The 20,635-nt window shown below is 36.9% G+C and carries 15 protein-coding genes and 5 tRNA genes; 10 read left to right on the top strand and 10 right to left on the bottom strand.

Annotated features, from left to right (window positions below; all coding sequences use genetic code 11):
* The first annotated feature begins 65 nt into the window (after positions 1 to 65).
* The 5 genes from H9650_RS09215 (at position 66) to H9650_RS09195 (ending at position 6,741) form a co-directional block, all read left to right on the top strand.
* Positions 66 to 1,097, top strand: coding sequence for a tripartite tricarboxylate transporter substrate binding protein (locus H9650_RS09215; protein WP_144538416.1), 1,032 nt, complete (start codon positions 66 to 68; stop codon positions 1,095 to 1,097).
* A 59-nt stretch (positions 1,098 to 1,156) separates the two neighbouring features.
* Positions 1,157 to 1,612: a tripartite tricarboxylate transporter TctB family protein gene (locus H9650_RS09210; RefSeq protein ID WP_144538417.1), complete on the top strand. Its 456-nt coding sequence runs from the start codon at positions 1,157 to 1,159 to the stop codon at positions 1,610 to 1,612.
* A 12-nt stretch (positions 1,613 to 1,624) separates the two neighbouring features.
* Complete coding sequence (locus H9650_RS09205) at positions 1,625 to 3,151, top strand: tripartite tricarboxylate transporter permease (RefSeq protein ID WP_191697028.1); 1,527 nt, start codon at positions 1,625 to 1,627, stop codon at positions 3,149 to 3,151.
* Positions 3,152 to 3,808: 657 nt separating this feature from the next.
* The gene (locus H9650_RS09200; protein ID WP_144538418.1) at positions 3,809 to 4,171 is read left to right on the top strand and encodes a hypothetical protein; all 363 of its coding nucleotides are present in this window, start codon (positions 3,809 to 3,811) and stop codon (positions 4,169 to 4,171) included.
* Positions 4,172 to 4,935: 764 nt separating this feature from the next.
* Complete coding sequence (locus tag H9650_RS09195) at positions 4,936 to 6,741, top strand: carbon starvation CstA family protein (protein ID WP_151111625.1); 1,806 nt, start codon at positions 4,936 to 4,938, stop codon at positions 6,739 to 6,741.
* A gap of 112 nt (positions 6,742 to 6,853) precedes the next feature.
* On the opposite strand, the gene H9650_RS09190 is transcribed toward H9650_RS09195, so the two are convergent.
* The 3 genes from H9650_RS09190 to H9650_RS09180 all read right to left on the bottom strand — a co-directional run bounded on the left by H9650_RS09190 (position 6,854) and on the right by H9650_RS09180 (position 10,564).
* Positions 6,854 to 8,503, bottom strand: a complete 1,650-nt coding sequence (locus tag H9650_RS09190) for a methyl-accepting chemotaxis protein (RefSeq protein ID WP_151111623.1) — start codon at positions 8,501 to 8,503, stop codon at positions 6,854 to 6,856.
* A gap of 19 nt (positions 8,504 to 8,522) precedes the next feature.
* Positions 8,523 to 9,500, bottom strand: a complete 978-nt coding sequence (locus H9650_RS09185; protein WP_191697027.1) for a BMP family lipoprotein — start codon at positions 9,498 to 9,500, stop codon at positions 8,523 to 8,525.
* Positions 9,501 to 9,688: 188 nt separating this feature from the next.
* The gene (locus H9650_RS09180) at positions 9,689 to 10,564 is read right to left on the bottom strand and encodes a radical SAM/SPASM domain-containing protein (RefSeq protein WP_151111619.1); all 876 of its coding nucleotides are present in this window, start codon (positions 10,562 to 10,564) and stop codon (positions 9,689 to 9,691) included.
* 171 nt (positions 10,565 to 10,735) lie between these two features.
* Here H9650_RS09180 and H9650_RS09175 point away from each other — a divergent pair, with 171 nt between their 5' ends.
* On the top strand, positions 10,736 to 11,734 hold the full coding sequence (locus H9650_RS09175; RefSeq protein ID WP_318245399.1) for a Gfo/Idh/MocA family protein: 999 nt from the start codon (positions 10,736 to 10,738) through the stop codon (positions 11,732 to 11,734).
* 416 nt (positions 11,735 to 12,150) lie between these two features.
* On the opposite strand, the gene H9650_RS09170 is transcribed toward H9650_RS09175, so the two are convergent.
* The 6 genes from H9650_RS09170 to H9650_RS09145 form a co-directional block, all read right to left on the bottom strand.
* The gene (locus tag H9650_RS09170) at positions 12,151 to 12,804 is read right to left on the bottom strand and encodes a hypothetical protein (RefSeq protein WP_154311832.1); all 654 of its coding nucleotides are present in this window, start codon (positions 12,802 to 12,804) and stop codon (positions 12,151 to 12,153) included.
* 143 nt (positions 12,805 to 12,947) lie between these two features.
* A tRNA-Gly gene (locus tag H9650_RS09165) sits at positions 12,948 to 13,018 on the bottom strand.
* A 15-nt stretch (positions 13,019 to 13,033) separates the two neighbouring features.
* A tRNA-Phe gene (locus H9650_RS09160) sits at positions 13,034 to 13,109 on the bottom strand.
* Positions 13,110 to 13,220: 111 nt separating this feature from the next.
* Positions 13,221 to 13,296 (bottom strand) — tRNA-Asp (locus tag H9650_RS09155).
* 3 nt (positions 13,297 to 13,299) lie between these two features.
* Positions 13,300 to 13,376: transfer RNA gene (locus H9650_RS09150), tRNA-Met, on the bottom strand.
* Between the two features lie 136 nt (positions 13,377 to 13,512).
* Positions 13,513 to 13,605: transfer RNA gene (locus H9650_RS09145), tRNA-Ser, on the bottom strand.
* 199 nt (positions 13,606 to 13,804) lie between these two features.
* On the opposite strand from H9650_RS09145, the gene H9650_RS09140 reads away from it, so the two are divergent.
* The 4 genes from H9650_RS09140 (at position 13,805) to H9650_RS09125 (ending at position 19,370) form a co-directional block, all read left to right on the top strand.
* Entirely contained in the window at positions 13,805 to 15,217 is a 1,413-nt protein-coding gene (locus H9650_RS09140) for a vWA domain-containing protein (RefSeq protein ID WP_144538425.1), read from the top strand.
* A 14-nt stretch (positions 15,218 to 15,231) separates the two neighbouring features.
* Positions 15,232 to 16,926, top strand: coding sequence for a MutS-related protein (locus H9650_RS09135; RefSeq protein WP_191697025.1), 1,695 nt, complete (start codon positions 15,232 to 15,234; stop codon positions 16,924 to 16,926).
* A gap of 105 nt (positions 16,927 to 17,031) precedes the next feature.
* Positions 17,032 to 18,564, top strand: a complete 1,533-nt coding sequence (locus H9650_RS09130) for a DEAD/DEAH box helicase (RefSeq protein WP_191697024.1) — start codon at positions 17,032 to 17,034, stop codon at positions 18,562 to 18,564.
* Between the two features lie 29 nt (positions 18,565 to 18,593).
* Positions 18,594 to 19,370, top strand: a complete 777-nt coding sequence (locus H9650_RS09125; protein WP_191697023.1) for a YqhG family protein — start codon at positions 18,594 to 18,596, stop codon at positions 19,368 to 19,370.
* Between the two features lie 46 nt (positions 19,371 to 19,416).
* Here H9650_RS09125 and H9650_RS09120 read toward each other — a convergent pair whose 3' ends face one another.
* A complete protein-coding gene (locus H9650_RS09120; RefSeq protein ID WP_191697022.1) occupies positions 19,417 to 20,535 on the bottom strand; it encodes an NADH-dependent flavin oxidoreductase in 1,119 nt (372 codons plus the stop codon).
* Positions 20,536 to 20,635: the final 100 nt, after the last annotated feature.

Genomic DNA, 20,635 nt, shown 5'->3' with positions numbered 1-20,635 from the left:
CCGAGGAGAATTCATTTAAATAAAAATGTAGGCGCTTTCATACTATTCGAAGAGGTGAAGAAGTTATGAAGAAAACTGCAAAATGGAAAGGTGTTTTGGTAGGGATTGCATTAGTTTTGACTTTAGCGGGTTGTAGTGGGAATGGAAATAATACTGCGAGTGGAGCTGGAAAAAGTAATGGAACTTATCCAGAGAAACCAATTGTTGTTGTAGCACCGTCAGGTCCAGGTGGAGGCTGGGATCGGACAGCAAGGACCTTTTCAAAGGTGATGGCGGAATCTAAATTATTGGATAAGACGATGACAGTTGAAAACAAACCCGGTGGCGGAGGAACAGTATTTATTGCTAGTTATGCCACACAAGATGTTAAAAACGATTATAAACTATTTACTGGCTCCCCTCCTGTATTAATAAATAATTTAAAAAAGGAAGGTAATAGTCCTTTTGGACATAAAGATACAACACCTCTAGCTCAATTGACGAAAGACTATGGATCCATTGTTGTTAGGTCAGATTCTAAGTATAACGACCTCCCAGCTTTATTGGAGGATTTAGAAGAGGATCCAACTTCCGTAACATTCGCTGGAGGATCGGGACCAGGATCCATGTATCATTTAGTCTCTATTTTACCAGCGTATAAGTCTGGAATTGATCATAAATCTATAAAATATGTTTCGTATGATGGCACCGGTGAAGCAATGACGGCTTTACTAGGTGGTAATGCTGGAGCTATTGCAACAGATGCATCATCTGTCATAGAGTATGTAAAGGCAGGAAAAGTAAAAGTACTAGCAGTTGCGGCACCAGAGCGAATAGAAGGAGAGCTTAGTGATGTGCCGACTATGAAAGAGTTAGGTATAGATGCAGAATTTATGATTTGGCGAGGGATATTCGGACCAAAAGAGATGAGTGAGGAAGCGCTTAGCTTTTGGGACGATAAAATTCAGCAAATGGTAGAAACAGAAGAGTGGAAGAAATCAATGGAAAGCGCTGGGTGGGAAAGTGATTATAAAAACTCAAATGATTTCAAATTATTTTTAGATGAGCAAAGTAATCAAATAGCTGAACTGCTTCATGCGCTTGATATGGCTAAATAATCATGCAGAGGGAAAGAGAGTATCTCTTTCCCCTAATTTTTTTCGGAGGTGATGGCAAAGTGAATCTAAGTTTTGATCGTATGATAAGTATTTTATTTTTACTTATAGGGGTTGCATTTATAGCTGGAAGCTTAAAAATTCCAGAAACAGCTTATGGGAGTAATGTAGGACCAGACGTATTCCCAACAGCCTTAGGGGTAATATTAATTCTCCTTAGCTTTCGCCTCTTTTTTGAAACTTGTAATCATTCTTCTGAGAAAATTCAAAAAGTAAAAATAGAATATAAAAGGTTTTTAATTATTTTTGTCTCTGCTATTTTATATGTCTTGTTGCTTGAAAAGTTAGGATATGTAATTACTACATTTTTATTTTTAGTCATTGGATTTCAGGTAATGGAAAAGGGTGGTTGGCTTAAAACTATCCTAATAGCTGGAGGGTTTTCTCTTGGAATATATTTTGTGTTTGTGAAAATACTAGAAGGTTCTTTACCAGAGTTTCCAACAATTTTTTATTGAGAGGTGATAATAGTGGAAGCACTACATTTTCTTGCTGATGGATTTTCGGTTGCGTTTCAATGGCATAATCTACTATTTGCCTTTTTTGGAGTATTGATAGGGACAGCAGTTGGAGTACTGCCTGGAATTGGACCTATGAGCGGGGTCGCCTTATTAATCCCGGTCACGGCCACTATTACAAGCGGGCTAGACCCACAATCTGCCGCTACTAGTTCTATAATTATGTTAGCAGGAGTTTATTATGGAGCCATGTATGGTGGTTCTACGACATCTATTCTTTTGAATACACCAGGTGAGTCGTCTTCTGTTGTAACGGTATTGGATGGATACCAGATGGCGAAGAACGGCCGGGCCGGGGCTGCTTTATCCATTGCAGCTATCGGATCTTTTATTGCTGGGATTGTTTCATTAATCGGTCTTGTGCTCCTTGCAGAACCATTATCCGACATTGCATTAAAGTTTGGACCAGCTGAATATTTTTCTTTAATGTTATTAGGATTGTGTGCGGTTAGTGGACTTGCTGGCAATTCAATGACAAAATCTCTTACGATGACAGTATTGGGATTATTGTTAGCTACGATAGGGATAGATGCAGTGTCTGGAGTTGGCCGTTTTACATTTAATAATCCTAATTTATATTCGGGTCTTGAATTTTTAACAATTGCGGTAGGAATGTTCGCACTTGGAGAAGTATTTAAAACAATATTAGAAAAAGATAACGAGGGTACTGAATTGATAAAAATAGGTAGAATCCTACCCACACGAAAGGATTTAAAAGATAGCTCAGGTGCAATTGCTCGTGGATCGTTATTAGGCTTCTTTATAGGAGTTCTGCCTGGTGCAGGAGCAACATTGGCATCTTTTTTCTCTTATATCATGGAGAAAAAAGTAAGCAAAAATCCACAGAAGTTCGGAAAAGGTGCAATTGAGGGAGTGGCAGCACCAGAATCTGCTAATAACGCTGCATCTGGTGGAGCTTTAATACCTTTATTAACTCTTGGAATACCGGGATCCGGTACTACTGCTATTTTGATGGGAGCATTAATCATGTATGATGTTCAGCCAGGTCCACTTCTATTCGACGATCATCCACAAGTAGCATGGGGGCTAATCGCTAGCATGTTTTTAGGAAATATTATGCTTCTAGTACTTAACATGCCTTTAGTAAAGGTATTTTCAAAAATTATTGAAACACCTAAGAAATATCTTCTGCCAAGTATTATTGCAATTTCAATCTTTGGTGTCTATGCGGTCCAATACACGGTGTTTGATTTAATGTTACTTCTCTTTTTCGGAGTGGTAGGTTACTTTTTTGCAAAGAACGATTATCCACTTGCTCCTCTAGTATTAGGTTTAGTACTCGGACCAATGATTGAAAACAATATGAGACGTGCGTTAACAGGCTCAAATGGTGACTTCATAGTCTTCTTACAGAGTCCTATTTCTCTAGTATTTCTTATTTTTGCTGTTCTTTGGGTAGTAATACCAATGATTCTGAAAATGAGAGGGAGAAACTTAGTTACCAATGAAGAAGGATGAGAAGTAGTCAGTCGAAATTAAATTTCGGCTGTTTTTTTAATTAAGCTTTGTTAAAGTTATTGGTTGATTTTGACTTGTAAACATTACAAAGGGAAAATTCAAATGACTATTATGAACATAAATAGACTAAGAAAATGGGATGGAGTTAGTTTTCCTGCTTTTTTTATGTGAGTTAATTTCATAAATAGAGCTTTATGTATGAAATAAATACGTTCTCCATTTATTGATTGGAGTGATTACGGCGACTCCAACGGGATGAGGGAGACAGATAAGACATCACAACCACGCGCGTAAGCGATGGATGATGGCTTATCGTTCACCCCGCGGAAAGCGTCCGGCTGTCGCGGAAATCAATTCTACTCTTTGATTTAGAGATTTATTTGCATCATAAATCAACCCTAGCATTTAACATAGCCTTTAATTAAGCTTTACATTAGTAGTTAAATTTCTATTCCAAATGTTATTATCTGTTATCTTTATGAAAAAAAGGGTATTAGTTAATATAATAAAACTTTGTAATTAAAAAGAGATAGTATTTTAGTGGTAATTAATGGATGTTAAAGATGGTGAATCATATATCTGTAATAGTTGGTTATACTTCTGTACACAGAGATTTTACAAAGCTGTAAGTTTATAGCTAATCGAGAGGTGATTAAAATGCGAAAATCATGGATGGTTCTAGTGATATGCTGTATTTTACCGATCATTACAGGCTGTACGGAATATGACCAAATGACTGTACAAAGCGAAGTGATACAAGTCCATGCAGATAGCCCAGCGATGTTGATTGCAAATGGCAATAGATTTACTGAGGTTAGAGAATCTGCTGGGAGTGAATTTACCATTGGAGAAAAGGTTGGAGAAGTACAAGAAAAAGTTGCTTCAGACGTTGTACCAAGCAGCGACTATTCTTCAAATGCCTTAGAGGTTGGTACTGAGATTTATTCTATTCTTGAGGATCCTGATATCTTTCTTGCAAAGGTTTCTGGAAGTAGCTATATGATTTATATTAGTGAATAAGGTTGATAATAGTTTTTGGAGTGAGTGGAAATAATGTTTTAAACTGAATTGTTCAAAGACAAGGTAAAAGGATAATAATTTAGAGAAGAATACTCTCTAATGGTTAACTTTTACCTTTTACTATTCGTTAAAATAGAACGTATGTGTGGTATAATAAAGAGATAATAGTGCGGTAGCTCAAGGGTGGTTGGCTCACTCTCGATAGGAAGGGGGTGGTGCCTTGTCGGTATTCGAAGCATTAATGTTCGCAGTAGCATTTGCAACATTGGTCGTTGTAATATTGTCATTTAACCATAAAAAATAACCCATCCTTGAGTTGAGAGCTCTGATGGGTTAATCCTATTTACCAGCCAATCCCTTTGGGAACCAACTATTATATTTGGCTGATTGATGCACTAACATCAATCAGTCTTTTTTAATGTACTCAGTTGTTACTTTAAGTATACGTTTGGACAGAATTCTTTTCAAGTAGTTAGGTTCCATTAAATTTAACGTCCTCTTTTCTTAAAAAATCACGATAAACTATGATTTCAATAGACTTAACCAAACAATTGAATCCTCAGTTTTTCTTGCTCAGATCTATAAATAATTATCAACAATAATCATTTAGTTATTATTTCATGGTTTTTTTCAATTATTTATTCATGTATCATATAAATAATTGAAATGTATATATATTTATATTATTCAATTTATTATACGAATTTATCATTCTCTTTATTAGTATGATTATTGTAGATTAATAGGATGGAGGAGAAAAAATAATGAATGCGGTTACTATAGTAATTGGATCTATCTGTATTTTATTAATTGCTTATCGTTTGTATGGCACATTTATGGCTGCAAAAGTATTAAAATTAGATGATTCCAAACCAACCCCGGCACATGAACTGGAGGATGGGAAAGATTATGTACCCACGAACAAATGGGTCACGTTTGGTCACCATTTTGCTGCGATTGCTGCGGCGGGACCATTAGTTGGACCGATATTAGCGGCACAGTTTGGTTATTTACCTGGCTTGCTTTGGCTTCTAATAGGTGCGGTAATAGGGGGAGCAGTTCATGACATGGTTGTGCTATTTGCATCCATGCGTCAGGATGGGAAATCATTATCTGAAATCGCGAAAAAAGAGCTCGGTCCTGTGGCAGGCTTTTGTGCAGGATTAGCAATGCTATTTATTATTACAATAACGATGGCGGGTCTTTCTTTAGTCGTGTTGAGCGCCTTAGAGAGAAATCCGTGGGGAACCTTTGCCGTAGGAATTACAATTCCCATTGCAATGGCAGTTGGGTTGTACCATAAGAAAACAGGAAACTTGAAAGTAGCTACGATCGTAGGCTTTGGACTTATTATGGTGGCTATTATTTGGGGACCTAATATTCAAGGAACTGCATTTGGTGATTTCTTAACATTAGAAAAGAGTACAATCGCTTTAGCCTTACCAATCTATGCATTTTTTGCAGCAGCACTACCAGTTTGGTTATTGCTAGCACCTCGCGATTATTTAAGTACTTTTATGAAAATTGGTGTTTTTGCAGCATTAATCATTGGTGTGTTCTATGTAAACCCAGCAGTTCAATTTCCTGCATTAACAGAGTTTATCAATGGTGGTGGTCCAATTATTGCTGGTCCGGTTTGGCCATTCGTTTCCATTACCATTGCTTGTGGAGCGATATCAGGGTTCCACGCATTCGTTGGTTCAGGGACAACTCCAAAAATGATTAATCGCTGGAGCGACATTAAAGGGGTAGCCTTTGGCGCAATGCTTGTAGAGTGTTTAGTTGCAATTATGGCTTTGATTGCTGCTGTATCATTAATGCCAGGAGATTATTTTGCTATAAACTCCACACCAGAGAAATACGCTACATTAGGAATGGAAACAGTTTATCTAGATAAGCTTAGTGAGGAAATTGGAATGGACTTGGAAGGAAGAACAGGCGGGGCTGTTACGCTTGCTGTAGGTATGACATATATCTTTACGGAAATTCCTATCTTTGAAAAAATGGCCTCTTATTTTTATCAATTTGTTATCCTCTTCGAGGCAGTCTTTATCCTAACGGCGATCGACTCGGGAACACGAGTTGCTCGTTATCTGATCCAAGACTTTGGGGGTACATTCTTTAAACCTTTAAAAAGGACGGATTCGTTATGGGCAAATATTTTTGCCAGCGCCTTAGCGTGCTTTTTATGGGGCTATTTACTTTATTCCGGGGATATTAGTTCGGTTTGGGCACTATTCGGAGTTTCTAACCAGCTGATGGCTTCTATTGGTTTAATAATTGGAGCCACTATTGTACTAAAGATTGCAGATAAACGATGGTATATACTTACATGCCTGATACCTCTTTCTTATCTGTATGTCACTGTAAATGTAGCGGGATATTGGATGGTAAAAAATGTGTACTGGAATTCAGACAATCCTGGATTTAGCTTTTTAAATGGGACACTGTCTGTAATTATGCTAATCCTTGGTTTTATTATACTCGTAACCTCTATCAGGAAATGGATTGAACTTTGGAAAATACCACAGAAAAAGTTAGTCGAACTTGCCGAGAAGGGTGCAGTCTAATTAATATAGAGAGGCCTTAAATGAATAAGTTACATTTTAAATTAATAACCCATCCGAGTGTTTATCGGATGGGTTAGTTCGCGTTGTCATTTAATGTTGCTGCATGTGATAGTTACACTGTAAATCTAGAAATTTTTATCTGTAAATCTTCTGCAAGATTTGCTAAGGAAACAGCTGCTGCAGTTACTTCCTCCATAGAAGCTAATTGCTCCTCGGACGCAGAGGCTACAGATGCAGAATTGTCTGATGTCACTTTTGTTGCTTCGGACATTTCTTGTGCTCTTATAGTAACTTGAGTAACCTGAGTTTGAATTTTGTTGGAGATCAGTGAGATATTACTTACTTGGTCTTTAACTTGCTCAACAGCTGTTAGGATATCATGAAATGTCACCTTCGTTGAATGAGCAATCCTTATACCAGATTTAACTCTTTCCTTTGCATCATTAATGGATTGAATGGTTTTTTTTGTGTCACCTTCAATCTCAACAGCAATACCTGTAATATCTGATACAGATTTTCTTGTTTGTTCGGAAAGCTTTCTCACTTCACCAGCCACTACGGCAAATCCTTTTCCTGCTTCACCAGCTCTGGCTGCTTCTATCGCTGCGTTTAATGCAAGTAGGTTCGTTTGCTCTGCGATATCTGTTATTAATTTTAATACATGTACAATTTCGGCTGTTCGATTATTAAGGATGACAAGTGCGCTATCCGTATCTTCTACAGCCTCGCTTATACGATTCATTTGTGTAACGGTTTCTGACACAAAATTTGAACCCTCTATAGTCATTTGATTCGTAGAAATTGTTAGTTGTAAAGCTGAATTAGCCTGTGCTGCAATATGTGTTATTTCAACTGAGCTTTCTTCAGCTGAAACAGCAGATTCGTCTGAAATGCGTTTCTGATGTTCGGTATCATCTGACACTTGTTGAATAGTAGTAGAGATTAATTCGGTGCCCTTCATCGTTTCATCAGCACTAGCCATCAATTCTTCGGCTGAAGCTGCAACTTGGTTGGAGCTATCTGAGACATGAGAAATGATTTCTTTTAAATTTAAAGTCATTTTCTCAAAAGCTACTTGTAATGTAGCTACTTCGTCACGAGAATGGATTTTCTTCATATCAACTACTAGATTCCCGTTTGCGATTTCTTCTGCATTTTTAGTAATTTGTTTAATTGGAGAAACAATGCGATTTGTGAAAAATACAACAATTGCGATACTACCTATTAATAAAACCAATGCTAAAGCAATAGAAATACTTACGATACTATCTATTTTTGCATGCAAACTCATTTGCATGTCCGTATATTCTTTGTTTATATTTCTTTTTAGTTCTATGACGTCATTTATTAACCCTTTTGTTCGTAGAGATTGACGTTTGACCTCGGCTTGATTGTTATTTGTTATAGCAGCTTCTGTCTCTTTTAAGACTTCATTATATTTCTTAGATATTTGTTGAGAAATATCTATTTGTTTTTCACTAGTTAAACTAGGAGTTAATATATCGTAAGTGGATTGGATAGAGTCTAAGTCTACCTGTATATCATTTTTATTGCTCTCTGATGTGTTGAGAGAATATGCACTTAATGATTTTTGTAAGCTTTTGGTTGAGCTATTAAGTTCCTCTACATTAAGAAGTGTTTGAACAATTGTCTCCGTAGAAGCATTTAAAGATTTTAACTGAATAATATTAAAACCGATAATGCAAGTGGAGAGCATTAAGGGAATAATGGAAATGAGTAATATTTTTTGTTTAAGTTTCAATCTATCGTCACCTTAATTTCTATTTTAATATTGTGATATTCCCATTTGAAATTTCTTCTCGTAATTTCTTTAATCTTTCCTCTTCAGAAGGTGACAGGTCGATAATGCGAATAGGTGCAATATCTACACCGTTCTCTTTTAAACCTAATTCACTATTCTTGTTAGCAATTTTTCCGGATTCAACAATTTCTTTTACAGTATTAAATATTACTTGATCCACCTGTTTAATCATGGAGCTGACAACTGCTTTTTCAGCTAAGTAAAACTGGTCACTATCTACTCCGAAAGAATATGTACCTAAACGTTGGGATTCATTTATAACGCCTACACCAGTAAATCCTGCAGCGGGATAGATAAAGTCTGCTTTATCTGCGATAAATTGCTCAGCGATTTTTTCTCCTAATTTATCGTCATCATAAGTATTGGCATACTGGCTTAGTATTTCTGCATTAGGGTTTTCAGATTTAACTCCCTCGATAAAGCCTTTTTCAAATTTTTGTATGAGAGGATTGTTTTCTCCACCGACGAACCCAACTACGTTAGTCTTGGTTTTCATACCAGCTAGTGCCCCTATTAAAAAAGAAGCTTCTTCTTCTTTGAAAGTAATATTATAAATATTAGGAAGATCTGACTGAGAATCAATTAATAAAAAAGTCTTGTCTGGATACTTTTTTGCTATTGTTTCCATAGGTTCTAGCATAGAGAATCCTAAACCAATGATTAAATCATTCTCTTGTTTTACTAATTCCTCTAAACCATTTTCATAGGTTTCACTATCTTGGATTTCTCGATAATCAAAAGAAATATTTAATTCATCTCGTGCCTTTTCAAGACCCGCAAATCCTAAATCTGAAAAAGATTGGTCGCCTAAACCAGCTTCTGAAAGCATGATACCTATTTTCATTTGGTTGCTTTGATTGTCTATTTGGGAACTCGAACAAGCAGTAATCGTGAGACTAAAAATTATTATAGTTATAATAAGGAAAATTTTATTCATTAAATCAATTCCAATCTTTATTTATTGTCACTAAGAAGATATCGTCCGGATTTTACATTTATTTATATATATTAAAATAGTAACTTTAGTTGAAAAATTCTATCACTTCTATATTTAAGACAGATAAAAACCCATCGGAGACAAGTTCTCGATGGGCTGCTACTTATTTCTTATATAGATGAACAAAATTAAACCCCAAACCTCTGTCTATATCCACATTTTCTGCACATTTCTTCAACGGCTTCTCTTCTTGTGAATCCATCATAAAGTGCATTTGCTCGTTCACTTTCAATGATTTCGGAGAAGGGGGTTTTATTGACATTGCCTAAGTTAATGACACCTTCACCGTCTAAACAGCATGGGACAACTGTTCCGTCTACTAAGATGGCCGCTTGGCTACGAAGGGCGTGGCAGAATCCTTTGCCGTCGTCCTCAGGGGCTTGAAGGCTTGGCCACTGAAATTCATGGTCTTGGTTTAGAAAAACGTTTGGTGCAATTTTAATCCCTTTGCCTGGCTGTACCTTTTCTTCGATCTTGAAATCTAGGTTATATTCGTTTTCTAGAATTTCTAAGGTTTCTCGATTTCTTCGTTGTACCAGATCAGACACCTGATCTTGTTGGAGATTCCATAAACGATAGGAAATGATAGTATTATTCTCTCTCGAATCACGAACAAATTCAAGAATATCTCCTAGGTACTTTTCTCGATTCTCAGATCCCTCATGGCCATCAAAGCTGTGAAGAGAGAAGTTTATTTGGCGTAGTGCAGGTTTTCCTAATAATTTCTCTCGGTTCTTTTTAATAAGGGTCCCGTTTGTAGTAATATTCACTTTAAACCCTTTGGCATGAGCTGCGTCTAGAAGCTGGTCAATCCTAGCATGGAGCAATGGCTCTCCTTTAACATGCAGGTAAATATATCTCGTATGGTCCTTTATCTGATCGAGGATGTTATTAAAGGCATCCAATTTAATGATGTTGGCCTTGCGAGCAGTTGGTGGACAAAAGCTACATGCAAGATTACAAACACTTGTAATTTCAATATACATCTTCTTAAAAGTTTTCAAGTTTTCTTCACCGTTCCAGTTCTATTTGATAAACAACTATACTCATTTTAACAGAAAAAGAATTTAGGAGAGGGCTTTCTAAAAGTATATTTTTGTGTAGGAGGAAAATACTCAGACTTTGCCGAACAAAGCATTAAGAAATACTCTATGAAATACAAGGAGGCGAGTACAGTGGCGAACAAAATTCGTTGGGGAATTTTAAGTACAGCAAGAATTGCGCAAGAGCAGCTTATTCCGGCTATCAAAAGGGCGAGCAATGCAGAATTGGTTGCTATTGCGGGTAGAGGAAGTAATGTTCACGATGTAGCGAGAGCTTTAGATATTCCTATTGCTTATGAAAGCTATGAGGAGCTTCTCGCTAATCCAATGATTGATGCGGTCTATATTCCGCTACCTAATCATTTGCATAAGGAGTGGGTATTTAAATCAGCTAAGGCAGGAAAGCATATACTTTGTGAAAAGCCAATATCTCTTACAGCAAAAGAGGCGTCAGAGATGGTAGAAGTCTGTATGGAACAAAATGTGAAGTTCATGGAGGCTTTCATGTATCAGCTCCATCCACAGCATAATCGTGTGAAAGAACTGATTTCGTCCGGTGCGATAGGAGAAATTAAACTAATCACATCAAGTCACTCATTTTATATGGACAATCGTAAAAGCCAATTTAGAATGAATAAAGAAATGGGGGGAGGCAGTCTATTTGATGTAGGCTGTTATTGTATTCATGCAATTCGATACATGGCGGGTGCTGAACCAGTGAAGGTCCATTGCTTGGCAAAACTAGATAGTGAAACCGAAGTAGACATAAGTGCTTTTGGAACTTTACAATTAGATAATGGTATTCATGCTACCTTCAATTGTAGCTTTGACATGGCAGGAAGAAATGAATATGAAATAGTGGGATCTTTAGGGACGATTAAAGTACCATTCGCATTTCGGCCAGACCAGAATGATGGTTTAGGAAGAATTTTAATCCAACAAAATAACATGACACAAGAAGAAAATATACATGGTGACCTTTACCGTGTAGAAGTGGAACATTTCTCGGATGCCATCTTAAACAACACAAACCCCGAAGTGACTGGGGGATTTAGTGTGGAGAACATGCGAGTGATAGAAGCTTGTTTGGAATCTATTAAAACGGGTGAAGTGATAGAAATACTTAGATAAATTGTATTTTATTTATGGGGTGCTATATGAGGGGTATTAAAGGACTGATAGTACAATTCATCACCTAAAAAAAGCACAGCAATTGCGGTGCTAAAAATTTATATATTTTAGTGACTACTAAATACACTTGGAAATAGACAATTTATTCGTTATCAAAGCCTTCTTTCATTTAGAAGGCTTTTTCAATGTTATTCTGTTAGCAGGGAATGAGTACAAATCAATGACAATCTATTCCTTTGAAGTGATAATTGAGTGACAATAAAGTTAATCTGCTTGGCACAGGTGTAAATATATTTGAGAATATTCTTTTGTCGGTAAATAGTTTACAAGTAAGACTACATTTATCTCCAGTGGTTGATTTCACACATAATAAAACATCTTCAATTGGCGCTTGTCCAATTGAAGATGTAAAATAATTAAAGATCAATAATTTCATCATATCCGATTAATTTATCCATATGGCTTGCGATCATAGCTATAATTGTACTTGCCTCATCTTTTTTAAAAGTAAAGGTACTTTCATCGACGAACTCCTCATCATCTACCCAGCTACGATTTCTTCTACGGAGAACACCATCGCCATTGGCACTGTCTATACCGAACTGATATGTTACCTCAATATTATCATCTATTAAAAATGCAGTAACCTCAGGTGTTTCCCAATCCACATCAATTTCTTCTAACATGATTTCATCGTCATCATCATTGTCATCGTTGTCACCATCATCATCCAAATAAATTAATTCACTTTCACTGTCATCTTCAAGAAATTCGTGAAAGCTTTCATGAACAGCTTCTATAATATCAGTAATGTCATCTAACATTATTCTGGTAGGTTGGAGAAGTTCAACATCGAAACTTTCAACATAGAACTCTTCATTATAAGGATCAAATAGAATAGTGCAAAAATAGTCTCGCTCATCCTCTAACGTACTAACAAAAAATTCAATTCGCGGATGTTTAGAGGCGCGATTAATGTTCATGTGGCCGACTTGATCGTACTGCTCGCAAATCGAATTCAAATGATCCTGTAGCTCCTCTGTTACTCTGTCAAACCATTCTGTAGTCATAGTCATTACCGCCTCTCATCATTTTCTCCTACTATCTTGTCCTAACAAGGAGTTATTATTCCAACGAATGAAAGAAATTGAAAAAGAAACGACAAAAAAAAGGCCCATTGATCTTTGCATCAATAGGTCTTCTTTTTATTGGAAGCGGGTGAAGAGAATCGAACTCTCATCATCAGCTTGGAAGGCTGAGGTTTTACCACTAAACTACACCCGCATATTAAAACATAAATGGTGGCTCAGGACGGAATCGAACCGCCGACACAAGGATTTTCAGTCCTTTGCTCTACCGACTGAGCTACTGAGCCTAAATTTGTATCAAGTAAACGAAGCTTAGTATCTCATAGTCAGTTAAGTATAATACAAAATATGTATGTTATATCACTTAGTTGCATAGGAACTGCTTGCTTACAAAAAAATGGCGGTCCCGACCGGGATCGAACCGGCGATCTCCTGCGTGACAGGCAGGCATGTTAACCGCTACACCACGGGACCATTTGGTTGCGGGGACAGGATTTGAACCTGTGACCTTCGGGTTATGAGCCCGACGAGCTACCGAACTGCTCCACCCCGCGACAATAAGAAAGAGTTGAAATTTAAATCAACTACGCTCAAAGAAAGTAAGACACCTGCTTCGGCTAACGCCTGCATCGGTGTTAATATATAAACTAGTATACTATATTTTACACTTACAAACAACGTAAATAAAAATGGAGGAGGAAGAGGGATTCGAACCCCCGCGCGGTATGACCCGCCTGTCGGTTTTCAAGACCGATCCCTTCAGCCGAACTTGGGTATTCCTCCATATAATGTTACTGTACTAGCAACAAGACAAGAACTAGTATACCATTTTTAAAAAATAAAAGCAACCTCCTTTTTCTTCTAAAAGAAATTTTAAGGTTATATCCGTAATAATAAAAGTTGTTTCTTCTCTTAAATGAAACATTTTTCCATTATGTTACGTATGGAATTATAAGTAAGTTTAAAAGCAAGGAGGAATTTCATGAATCGACTATTTACTTTATTAACTATATTGCTCGTATTGTTCCTATCAGCTTGCTCGAATGAATCCCAAGCAGGTGAAGAAAATAAAAAAATAAATGACAATCAAAAAATAGTAACAGAAGAGGAGAACATTGAAAAAGAAAAACTCCTCGCAATTGAACAAATTATTATTCCGACAAATTTAGAGGAATGGAAGAATTCTGAGCCAGGTTTGTTCTCACTAGACTATTCTTTTGAACACGAAACATCCAGTTGGCCAAAGGATGCAAGAGAGCTAACACTAGATGAACAAGAAGAGCTTAAAAATACTACGGACATGATAAAAGATGAGGAAACATTTTTTAAAATGCTTCTCTATTATTTCGGTAGCACTGTGTATAGTGATCTGTTAGATAAACAGATGAATTATGTAGCCGTTTTAAATGAACCATATTTACCTGAGCCTACTAAAGAAACAATCTCAGGTGGAAGTAATGAGGAAGTTACACCAAAGTCGATGCTATTACTCGATGCAAGTTCAAGTATGCTATTGTCCGTAGATGGCAAACAAAAGATGGGGATAGCAAAAACTGCTATGAAGCGCTTTGCAAAGACGATTGGAGCTTCTAGTGAAGTTTCTCTTTTTGTCTATGGCCATGCAGGTACACAGGAGGATAAAGATAAAGAGCTTTCTTGTACAAAGGTAGATGAGATTTATCCAATGCAGTCTTATAGTACGGATAAATTTGATCCTGTAGTTGATGATGTCGCGGCAAAAGGATGGACTCCATTAGCTGCCGCAATAAAAACAGCAAATGAAGCAAGTAAGAATTATGAAGGTGCATTAACTGTTTATATTGTTAGTGACGGAGCAGAGACATGCGACGGGGATCCTATTAAAGAGGCCGAAGAGTTTGCTAAAGGAAATGAAAACCGTCAAGTAAATATTATTGGCTTTAATGTAGACCAAAAAGGTCAAGATCAATTAAAGGCTGTAGCTGAAGCGGGAAAAGGAGAATATATTTCTGCTGAAAATAGCGACGAATTGAATATAAGTATCGAAGAAAAGTGGGTTATACCAAGTGTCTTAGATGTGTCTTATATTCAATTAAATGCACCTAATGGTTTTGCTATTTCTAATGCGCAGTATGATATTAGTAAGATTTCGCTTTCCCTTTCTTTTGCCATTTCCAATGAACGGAATCGATTGAGTCAAATGGTGACATGGATGGAAACGGAAGAAATAATATCAGCACAACAAGCAGAAGCACTACAAACTAAGGTGCAGGAACGAAAAGACACATTATCCAAGTGGAATGATGATTTAAGTGAATCAAAAAAACAGACGGTGGAAAACGAATATAATCGCATCCATCAAAAAATTAAAGCTTGGACAGATGAAGTGAATAAGCTGAGGTCTGAACAGTCTTAATAGGAGGGCTATTAATGAGTACATTTTTCATTATCGCAATCGTGGTAATTGCCTTCATTTCTTATCATTTACTTACTAGAGAAAGAAAGAAATTAAAGAAGTTTAGAGAAGAATGGGCTTCTGGTATATTTTCCTCGCCAGAAGCAGATTTGAACTCCATATCCTCCTATTGGTTTAATAAGAAAAAACAATTGAAAGTTTATGATGGTGTGGATGAGCTGACGTGGGCTGATTTAGGAATGAATGAGGTTTTCAAAAAGCTAAATTACACTCAATCATCTGTAGGGGAGGAATACTTATTTAATGAGCTTCGAGCAATCGACCCAAACAAGAAAGAAAGCAATGAAGCATTGTATTCACTATTTACAGAAAACGTAAACTTGAGAGAAAAAATACTTCTAATACTTTCTGATCTTGGCAAAGAAAACTATACAAATTCATCTTCCTATTTCTTTGACTTCAAAGAGATTGAAATAAAAAAAACTTATATGTACGTAATCCTTGCACTTCTGCCCATAGCTTCTCTACTTTTCCTATTTATAAGTATTAAATATGGAATAATAAGTTTTATAGGCTCACTGATCTTAAATGGAATCATTTATTATCGAAACAAGACAAAGATAGAAAATAACCTTCATTCGGTGGGGTATGCTGCTGCTATTATATTTGCTGGTAAGCGAATAGCTTCTCTTAAAGATTTGATGCTAATGCCATATATAGATGGACTAAAAAAAAGTGTTCAGCCTTTAAAAAAGGTAGTTACCTTTAACAGGATTGCAACCTTAGGAAGTGGAGGAAGTGGTGAGTTTGATTTATTGTTAGAATACGTGCGTATCCTCTTTTTGTTAGATTTTATTTCCTATAATAAGATTTTCAAAACAATTTCTGCTCACCAAAAGGAATATGAAGAAGTTTGGACTTTAGTAGGAAAGCTTGATGCGGCAATAGCAGTCAGTTATTACCGTAATACATTAGATACATACTGTACACCTACTTTTACAGACCAAGAGGTACTTACATTTGAAAAAATGGCTCATCCTCTTCTAGTAAAGCCAGTTTTAAATTCTTCTCATTTAAGGAAGTCTACGCTTATCACAGGCTCTAATGCTTCTGGGAAGTCTACATATATTAAAGCTGTGGCTATTAATGCAATCCTAGCACAAACTATCAATACAGCAATTGCAAAAAGCTGGACTATGAAGCCTAGTTATATCGTAACTTCTATGGCTGTTCAGGATAATGTGTTGAATGGTGACAGCTATTTTATTGCTGAGATAAAATCATTACAGCGAATTATTCGCCTCATAACTGGAGGAAAACCTTGTATTTCGTTTATAGATGAAATTCTAAAAGGGACAAACACTATTGAACGAATAGCAGCGTCGGCCTCCATTATGGAGTGGCTATCTCTAAATAAAGGTATAAATTTGTTGGCAACCCATGACATCGAGCTGACCGAAATAGCGGAAAGTATATATGATAATTATCACTTTAGGGAAAAGGTTGAAGGTGGAGAAGTACAATTTGATTATAAAATTCATGATGGGCCTTCTATTTCAAGAAATGCTATAAAATTGCTAGAAATACTTGGATATCCAGATGAGATAACCAAAAGATCTAACGTTTTAGCTCAAAACTTTACAGTACATAGAATATGGGAAGCTTTAAAGGGAAGAGAAAACTCGATAGATAGTTTACTTAAAGAATGAATTTTCCATTTTGAGAGTCTTTATATTTTATATTCTCGAAAATAAATCATACACACCTCACATTTGGGCAATCTAAGAAAAATGATTTGCTGTGAGGTGTTTTTTATGTTGATCGAAAGATCGTCTTCCTGGAGGGAAGGCTTAACGAAACGATTGGAAAATGAAGAGTCATGGGATAATTGGAATCTCTATAATATGAGCTATGACATAGTAAAAAATAATTTAATAACTGAGTTTACGGGACTTCAGTCTCCAAAGTATTTGCCAAATCTTCAGGCTTTAAACCATCAATTAGAGGTGGCGCAGACAGTTATTGAACGTATGAATGGGAAAGCAATTTTAGCGGACGAGGTAGGTCTGGGTAAAACGATTGAGGCAGGCTTAATATTGAAAGAATATATGGTACGGGGACTTGTTAAAAAGGCTCTAATACTAGCGCCAGCATCTTTGATTAATCAATGGGTGGAAGAGATGAATTTCAAATTTCATATACCTGCCATCCCATACAAAAAGAGTTATTCCCTTGACCACAATGACATTGTCATTATGAGCATGGATACAGCCAAAAAAAGTCCGCATAAAGAACTCATATATGCTCAAAATTATGACATGATCATCATTGACGAGGCGCACAAGCTGAAAAATCATAAAACGAAAATATATGAATTCGTTCAAGGGTTAAAAAAGAAATTCTGCTTGCTGTTAACAGCGACGCCTGTTCAAAACGATGTATTTGAATTATTTTATCTCATTTCTCTATTGAAGCCAGGTCATTTGGGTAATTATGAGACATTCCAGGAGTCTTTTTCTGCAAGCAAGCATAGCCTAGAGCATGATGAGTATTTAAGGGAACTGGTGAATCAGGTAATGGTAAGAAACAGAAGGCAGGATACTGGAATTGAATGGACAACTCGTAAGGTGAATATAATTCCAATTGAATTTACAAAAGAGGAAAAGGAAGCATATGAGATGATTTCCGATTTAAAGAATATTTCCTCTGTTTTTTCTGGTGCTTTTTCTATGATTACACTTCAAAAGGAAATGTGTAGCAGCAAGGAAGCAACCTGTTTAACACTTAATAACATGGTGGAGAAATGTACCAACCGCGAAGAGGTTGCTTATGTGCAAAGTGTGATGCAGAAGCTCATGTCTCTTGAAGTTAACTCTAAAGCAGAAAAAGCTTATGAGATTATTGCAGAAGCAAATGACAAGGTGATTATTTTTACGGAATACCGTGCAAGTCAAATTTATCTGCAATGGTATTTAAGCACGAAGGGAATTACAAGTGTTTTATTTAACGGAAAGTTCAACAAAAACAAGCGTGATTGGATGAAGCATTTGTTCAAGGAGCAGGCACAGGTGCTAATAGCAACCGAATCGGGTGGAGAAGGTATCAATCTCCAGTTTTGTCATCATGTTATCAACTATGATCTTCCTTGGAACCCGATGAAGCTAGAGCAACGAATTGGGCGTGTGCATAGATTAGGGCAAGAGCATGATGTCCACATCTATAATTTGGCTATTCAGGATACGATTGAGCAGCATATTCTAGATTTGCTTTACACCAAAATCGATGTATTTGAAAAGGTAGTCGGCAAACTAGACGATATTCTAACGACTTATAAAAAAACAATATAGTGCAGGTAGGGTATGGAAGGAGGGTATGCATGTACCCAAAACAAGTTCACGATTTTTTACTTCAATTTTTTAAAGAAAATAATTGCCCGATATTAAGTGAGAGCGACCATTACGTGGTCGTTCAATTGACCGAAGAGATGGATAAAAAGCTTATGAATCGACCGTATTATTGGCAATATGTAGAAGCAACTGGTGCCGAGTCGAGTCCTATGCAGCTGACATTCATTACAGACAAAACGAAGCTGCAAGAGGATATAAAAGGAGAGATAATCCATTTTGGTTCGAACAGGCTTAACCAAATGTTCCGAGCGGCACAGGAGCTCGGGTCATTTGTCCATATGTATGAAAAGGTAGTAAGTGATACCCAAGTCATATTTACACCTTGGTTAGGGGTCAATTATAAGATTACCTACTATAGTGATCAGACAAAGGAAACACTCTTTTCCTTGGGGTTAAATTTAATGACTGGAATTGTTAGGGAGGATTTCCACGATTCGATGAAAGAAATTAGTTTTGATGTGGCTATGCCAGACAATGTATTTAATCTGCCTTATATCATTAAGCCATTACGTGGTTTAGAGCGGTTAGATGCAGTGATTGACGGTGTTATTACTAACGACGATCATACATGGGCGGAAGAAGCAAAAGAACGATGGCGAAAGAGCCTAGAGGTACTTGAATACTTTTATGAAGGTGTAGAAGAGAAGCCAGAGTGCTACGAAATGGAGAAAAAGGCGCTCGAGGAGCAGTATGCGGCTCGAGTTGGTATTGAGATTATTAGCGGTGGTTTGTTTTATATGCGATGATAAATGATGGCTCCGGAGAATTAATCTCCGGAGCCGTTTTTAAATGTTAGTCTGCAACCTTAAACCAACCTTTAACCTGCATAATTTTATCCCATAATGGATCTGGAATGTCCAGTTCCTCTTTTTTGCTTACATACACAGCTGGGAAGATGGTGTCGTCTTCTCCTTTTTCCAGTTTTGAAAACCATTCAGGGTCAGTTACTAGTGCACGCCCAATCGCAACAAGGGGAGTCACCTCTAATGCTTTTTCAACGTCCTCTCTAGTTTCCAAAGTACCAACGCCGATTACAGGAACTTTGTCTCCAATTGCTTCCTGGATAAGTTTAATGCGTGGAGTAGTATCGTTTTCATCACGATTAGAGGAACCAAAGAAATGTCCAAGGGAAACGTGAATATAATCTAGATTTTTCTCAGATAAAACATGTACAAGCTCCAAAGAATCTTCCATTGTAAATCCAGGATCCTGATACTCCTCTGGTGAAAAACGATATCCTATTATGAATGGCTCTGTTGAATACTGTTTAGCTGCCGTCTGAACAGCCTCAACAATTGCTAGCGGGAATTTCATGCGCTTTTCTAAGCTTCCGCCCCATTTGTCTGTTCTACGATTTGAGTGTGGAGAGAAGAACTGGTGGATTAAGTAAGTGTTCGCCCCATGGATTTCTACTCCATCAAATCCTGCCTCAATAGCTCTTCGCGTTGCTTCTTTAAAAGAAGCAATTGTTTTTTCAATTTCTTCTGCTGTCATTTCGCGTGGCAATTCTGCATTGTCGCGTGGAGCAGCAACAGCACTGGCAGATACAGGCTGTTCACCATTTAACACCTTCGAATTCGATTGTCGCCCGGCATGGAAGATTTGTAGTATAGCCTTTGCTCCATTGTCTTTAATAGCATTTGCTAGCTTTTTCAGACTAGGAATTCTATCGTCAGATTCAGCACCTATTGAGTATTCGAATCCAGCACCAAGTGGCTCTGCATAAGCACACGCTGTAATAACTGCCCCGATTCCACTTTTAGCACGTCGAGCATAATAGATTAGTTCGTCATCTGATATATCGCCATTTTTCTCGGATGAATAAGTTGTCATTGGAGCCATTAAAATTCGATTTTTTAATGTAACGCCAGATGGTAATGTGTATGAATCAAACATAGAAGTATTTCCCATTAAGTAACATCTCCTTTTCATTAAATCAACTATATATATACCCTAAAGGAATGCATTGTAAATTCAAAATAATTGGCCTCAAATCTCCCAGTAGGAAGGT

It is taken from the genome of Psychrobacillus faecigallinarum (assembly GCF_014836595.1).
GTDB lineage: Bacteria > Bacillota > Bacilli > Bacillales_A > Planococcaceae > Psychrobacillus > Psychrobacillus faecigallinarum.
The sequence above is the reverse complement of the archived record's forward strand: the minus strand, read 5'-3'. Positions and strand labels throughout refer to the sequence as shown.

Coding starts and splice junctions, on each gene's coding strand:
- H9650_RS09215 (WP_144538416.1), top strand. CDS start 66: ATGAAGAAAACTGCAAAATGGAAAGGTGTTTTGGTAGGGATTGCATTA.
- H9650_RS09200 (WP_144538418.1), top strand. CDS start 3,809: ATGCGAAAATCATGGATGGTTCTAGTGATATGCTGTATTTTACCGATC.
- H9650_RS09195 (WP_151111625.1), top strand. CDS start 4,936: ATGAATGCGGTTACTATAGTAATTGGATCTATCTGTATTTTATTAATT.
- H9650_RS09185 (WP_191697027.1), bottom strand. CDS start 9,500: ATGAATAAAATTTTCCTTATTATAACTATAATAATTTTTAGTCTCACG.
- H9650_RS09170 (WP_154311832.1), bottom strand. CDS start 12,804: ATGACTACAGAATGGTTTGACAGAGTAACAGAGGAGCTACAGGATCAT.
- H9650_RS09140 (WP_144538425.1), top strand. CDS start 13,805: ATGAATCGACTATTTACTTTATTAACTATATTGCTCGTATTGTTCCTA.
- H9650_RS09135 (WP_191697025.1), top strand. CDS start 15,232: ATGAGTACATTTTTCATTATCGCAATCGTGGTAATTGCCTTCATTTCT.
- H9650_RS09130 (WP_191697024.1), top strand. CDS start 17,032: ATGTTGATCGAAAGATCGTCTTCCTGGAGGGAAGGCTTAACGAAACGA.
- H9650_RS09125 (WP_191697023.1), top strand. CDS start 18,594: ATGTACCCAAAACAAGTTCACGATTTTTTACTTCAATTTTTTAAAGAA.
- H9650_RS09120 (WP_191697022.1), bottom strand. CDS start 20,535: ATGGGAAATACTTCTATGTTTGATTCATACACATTACCATCTGGCGTT.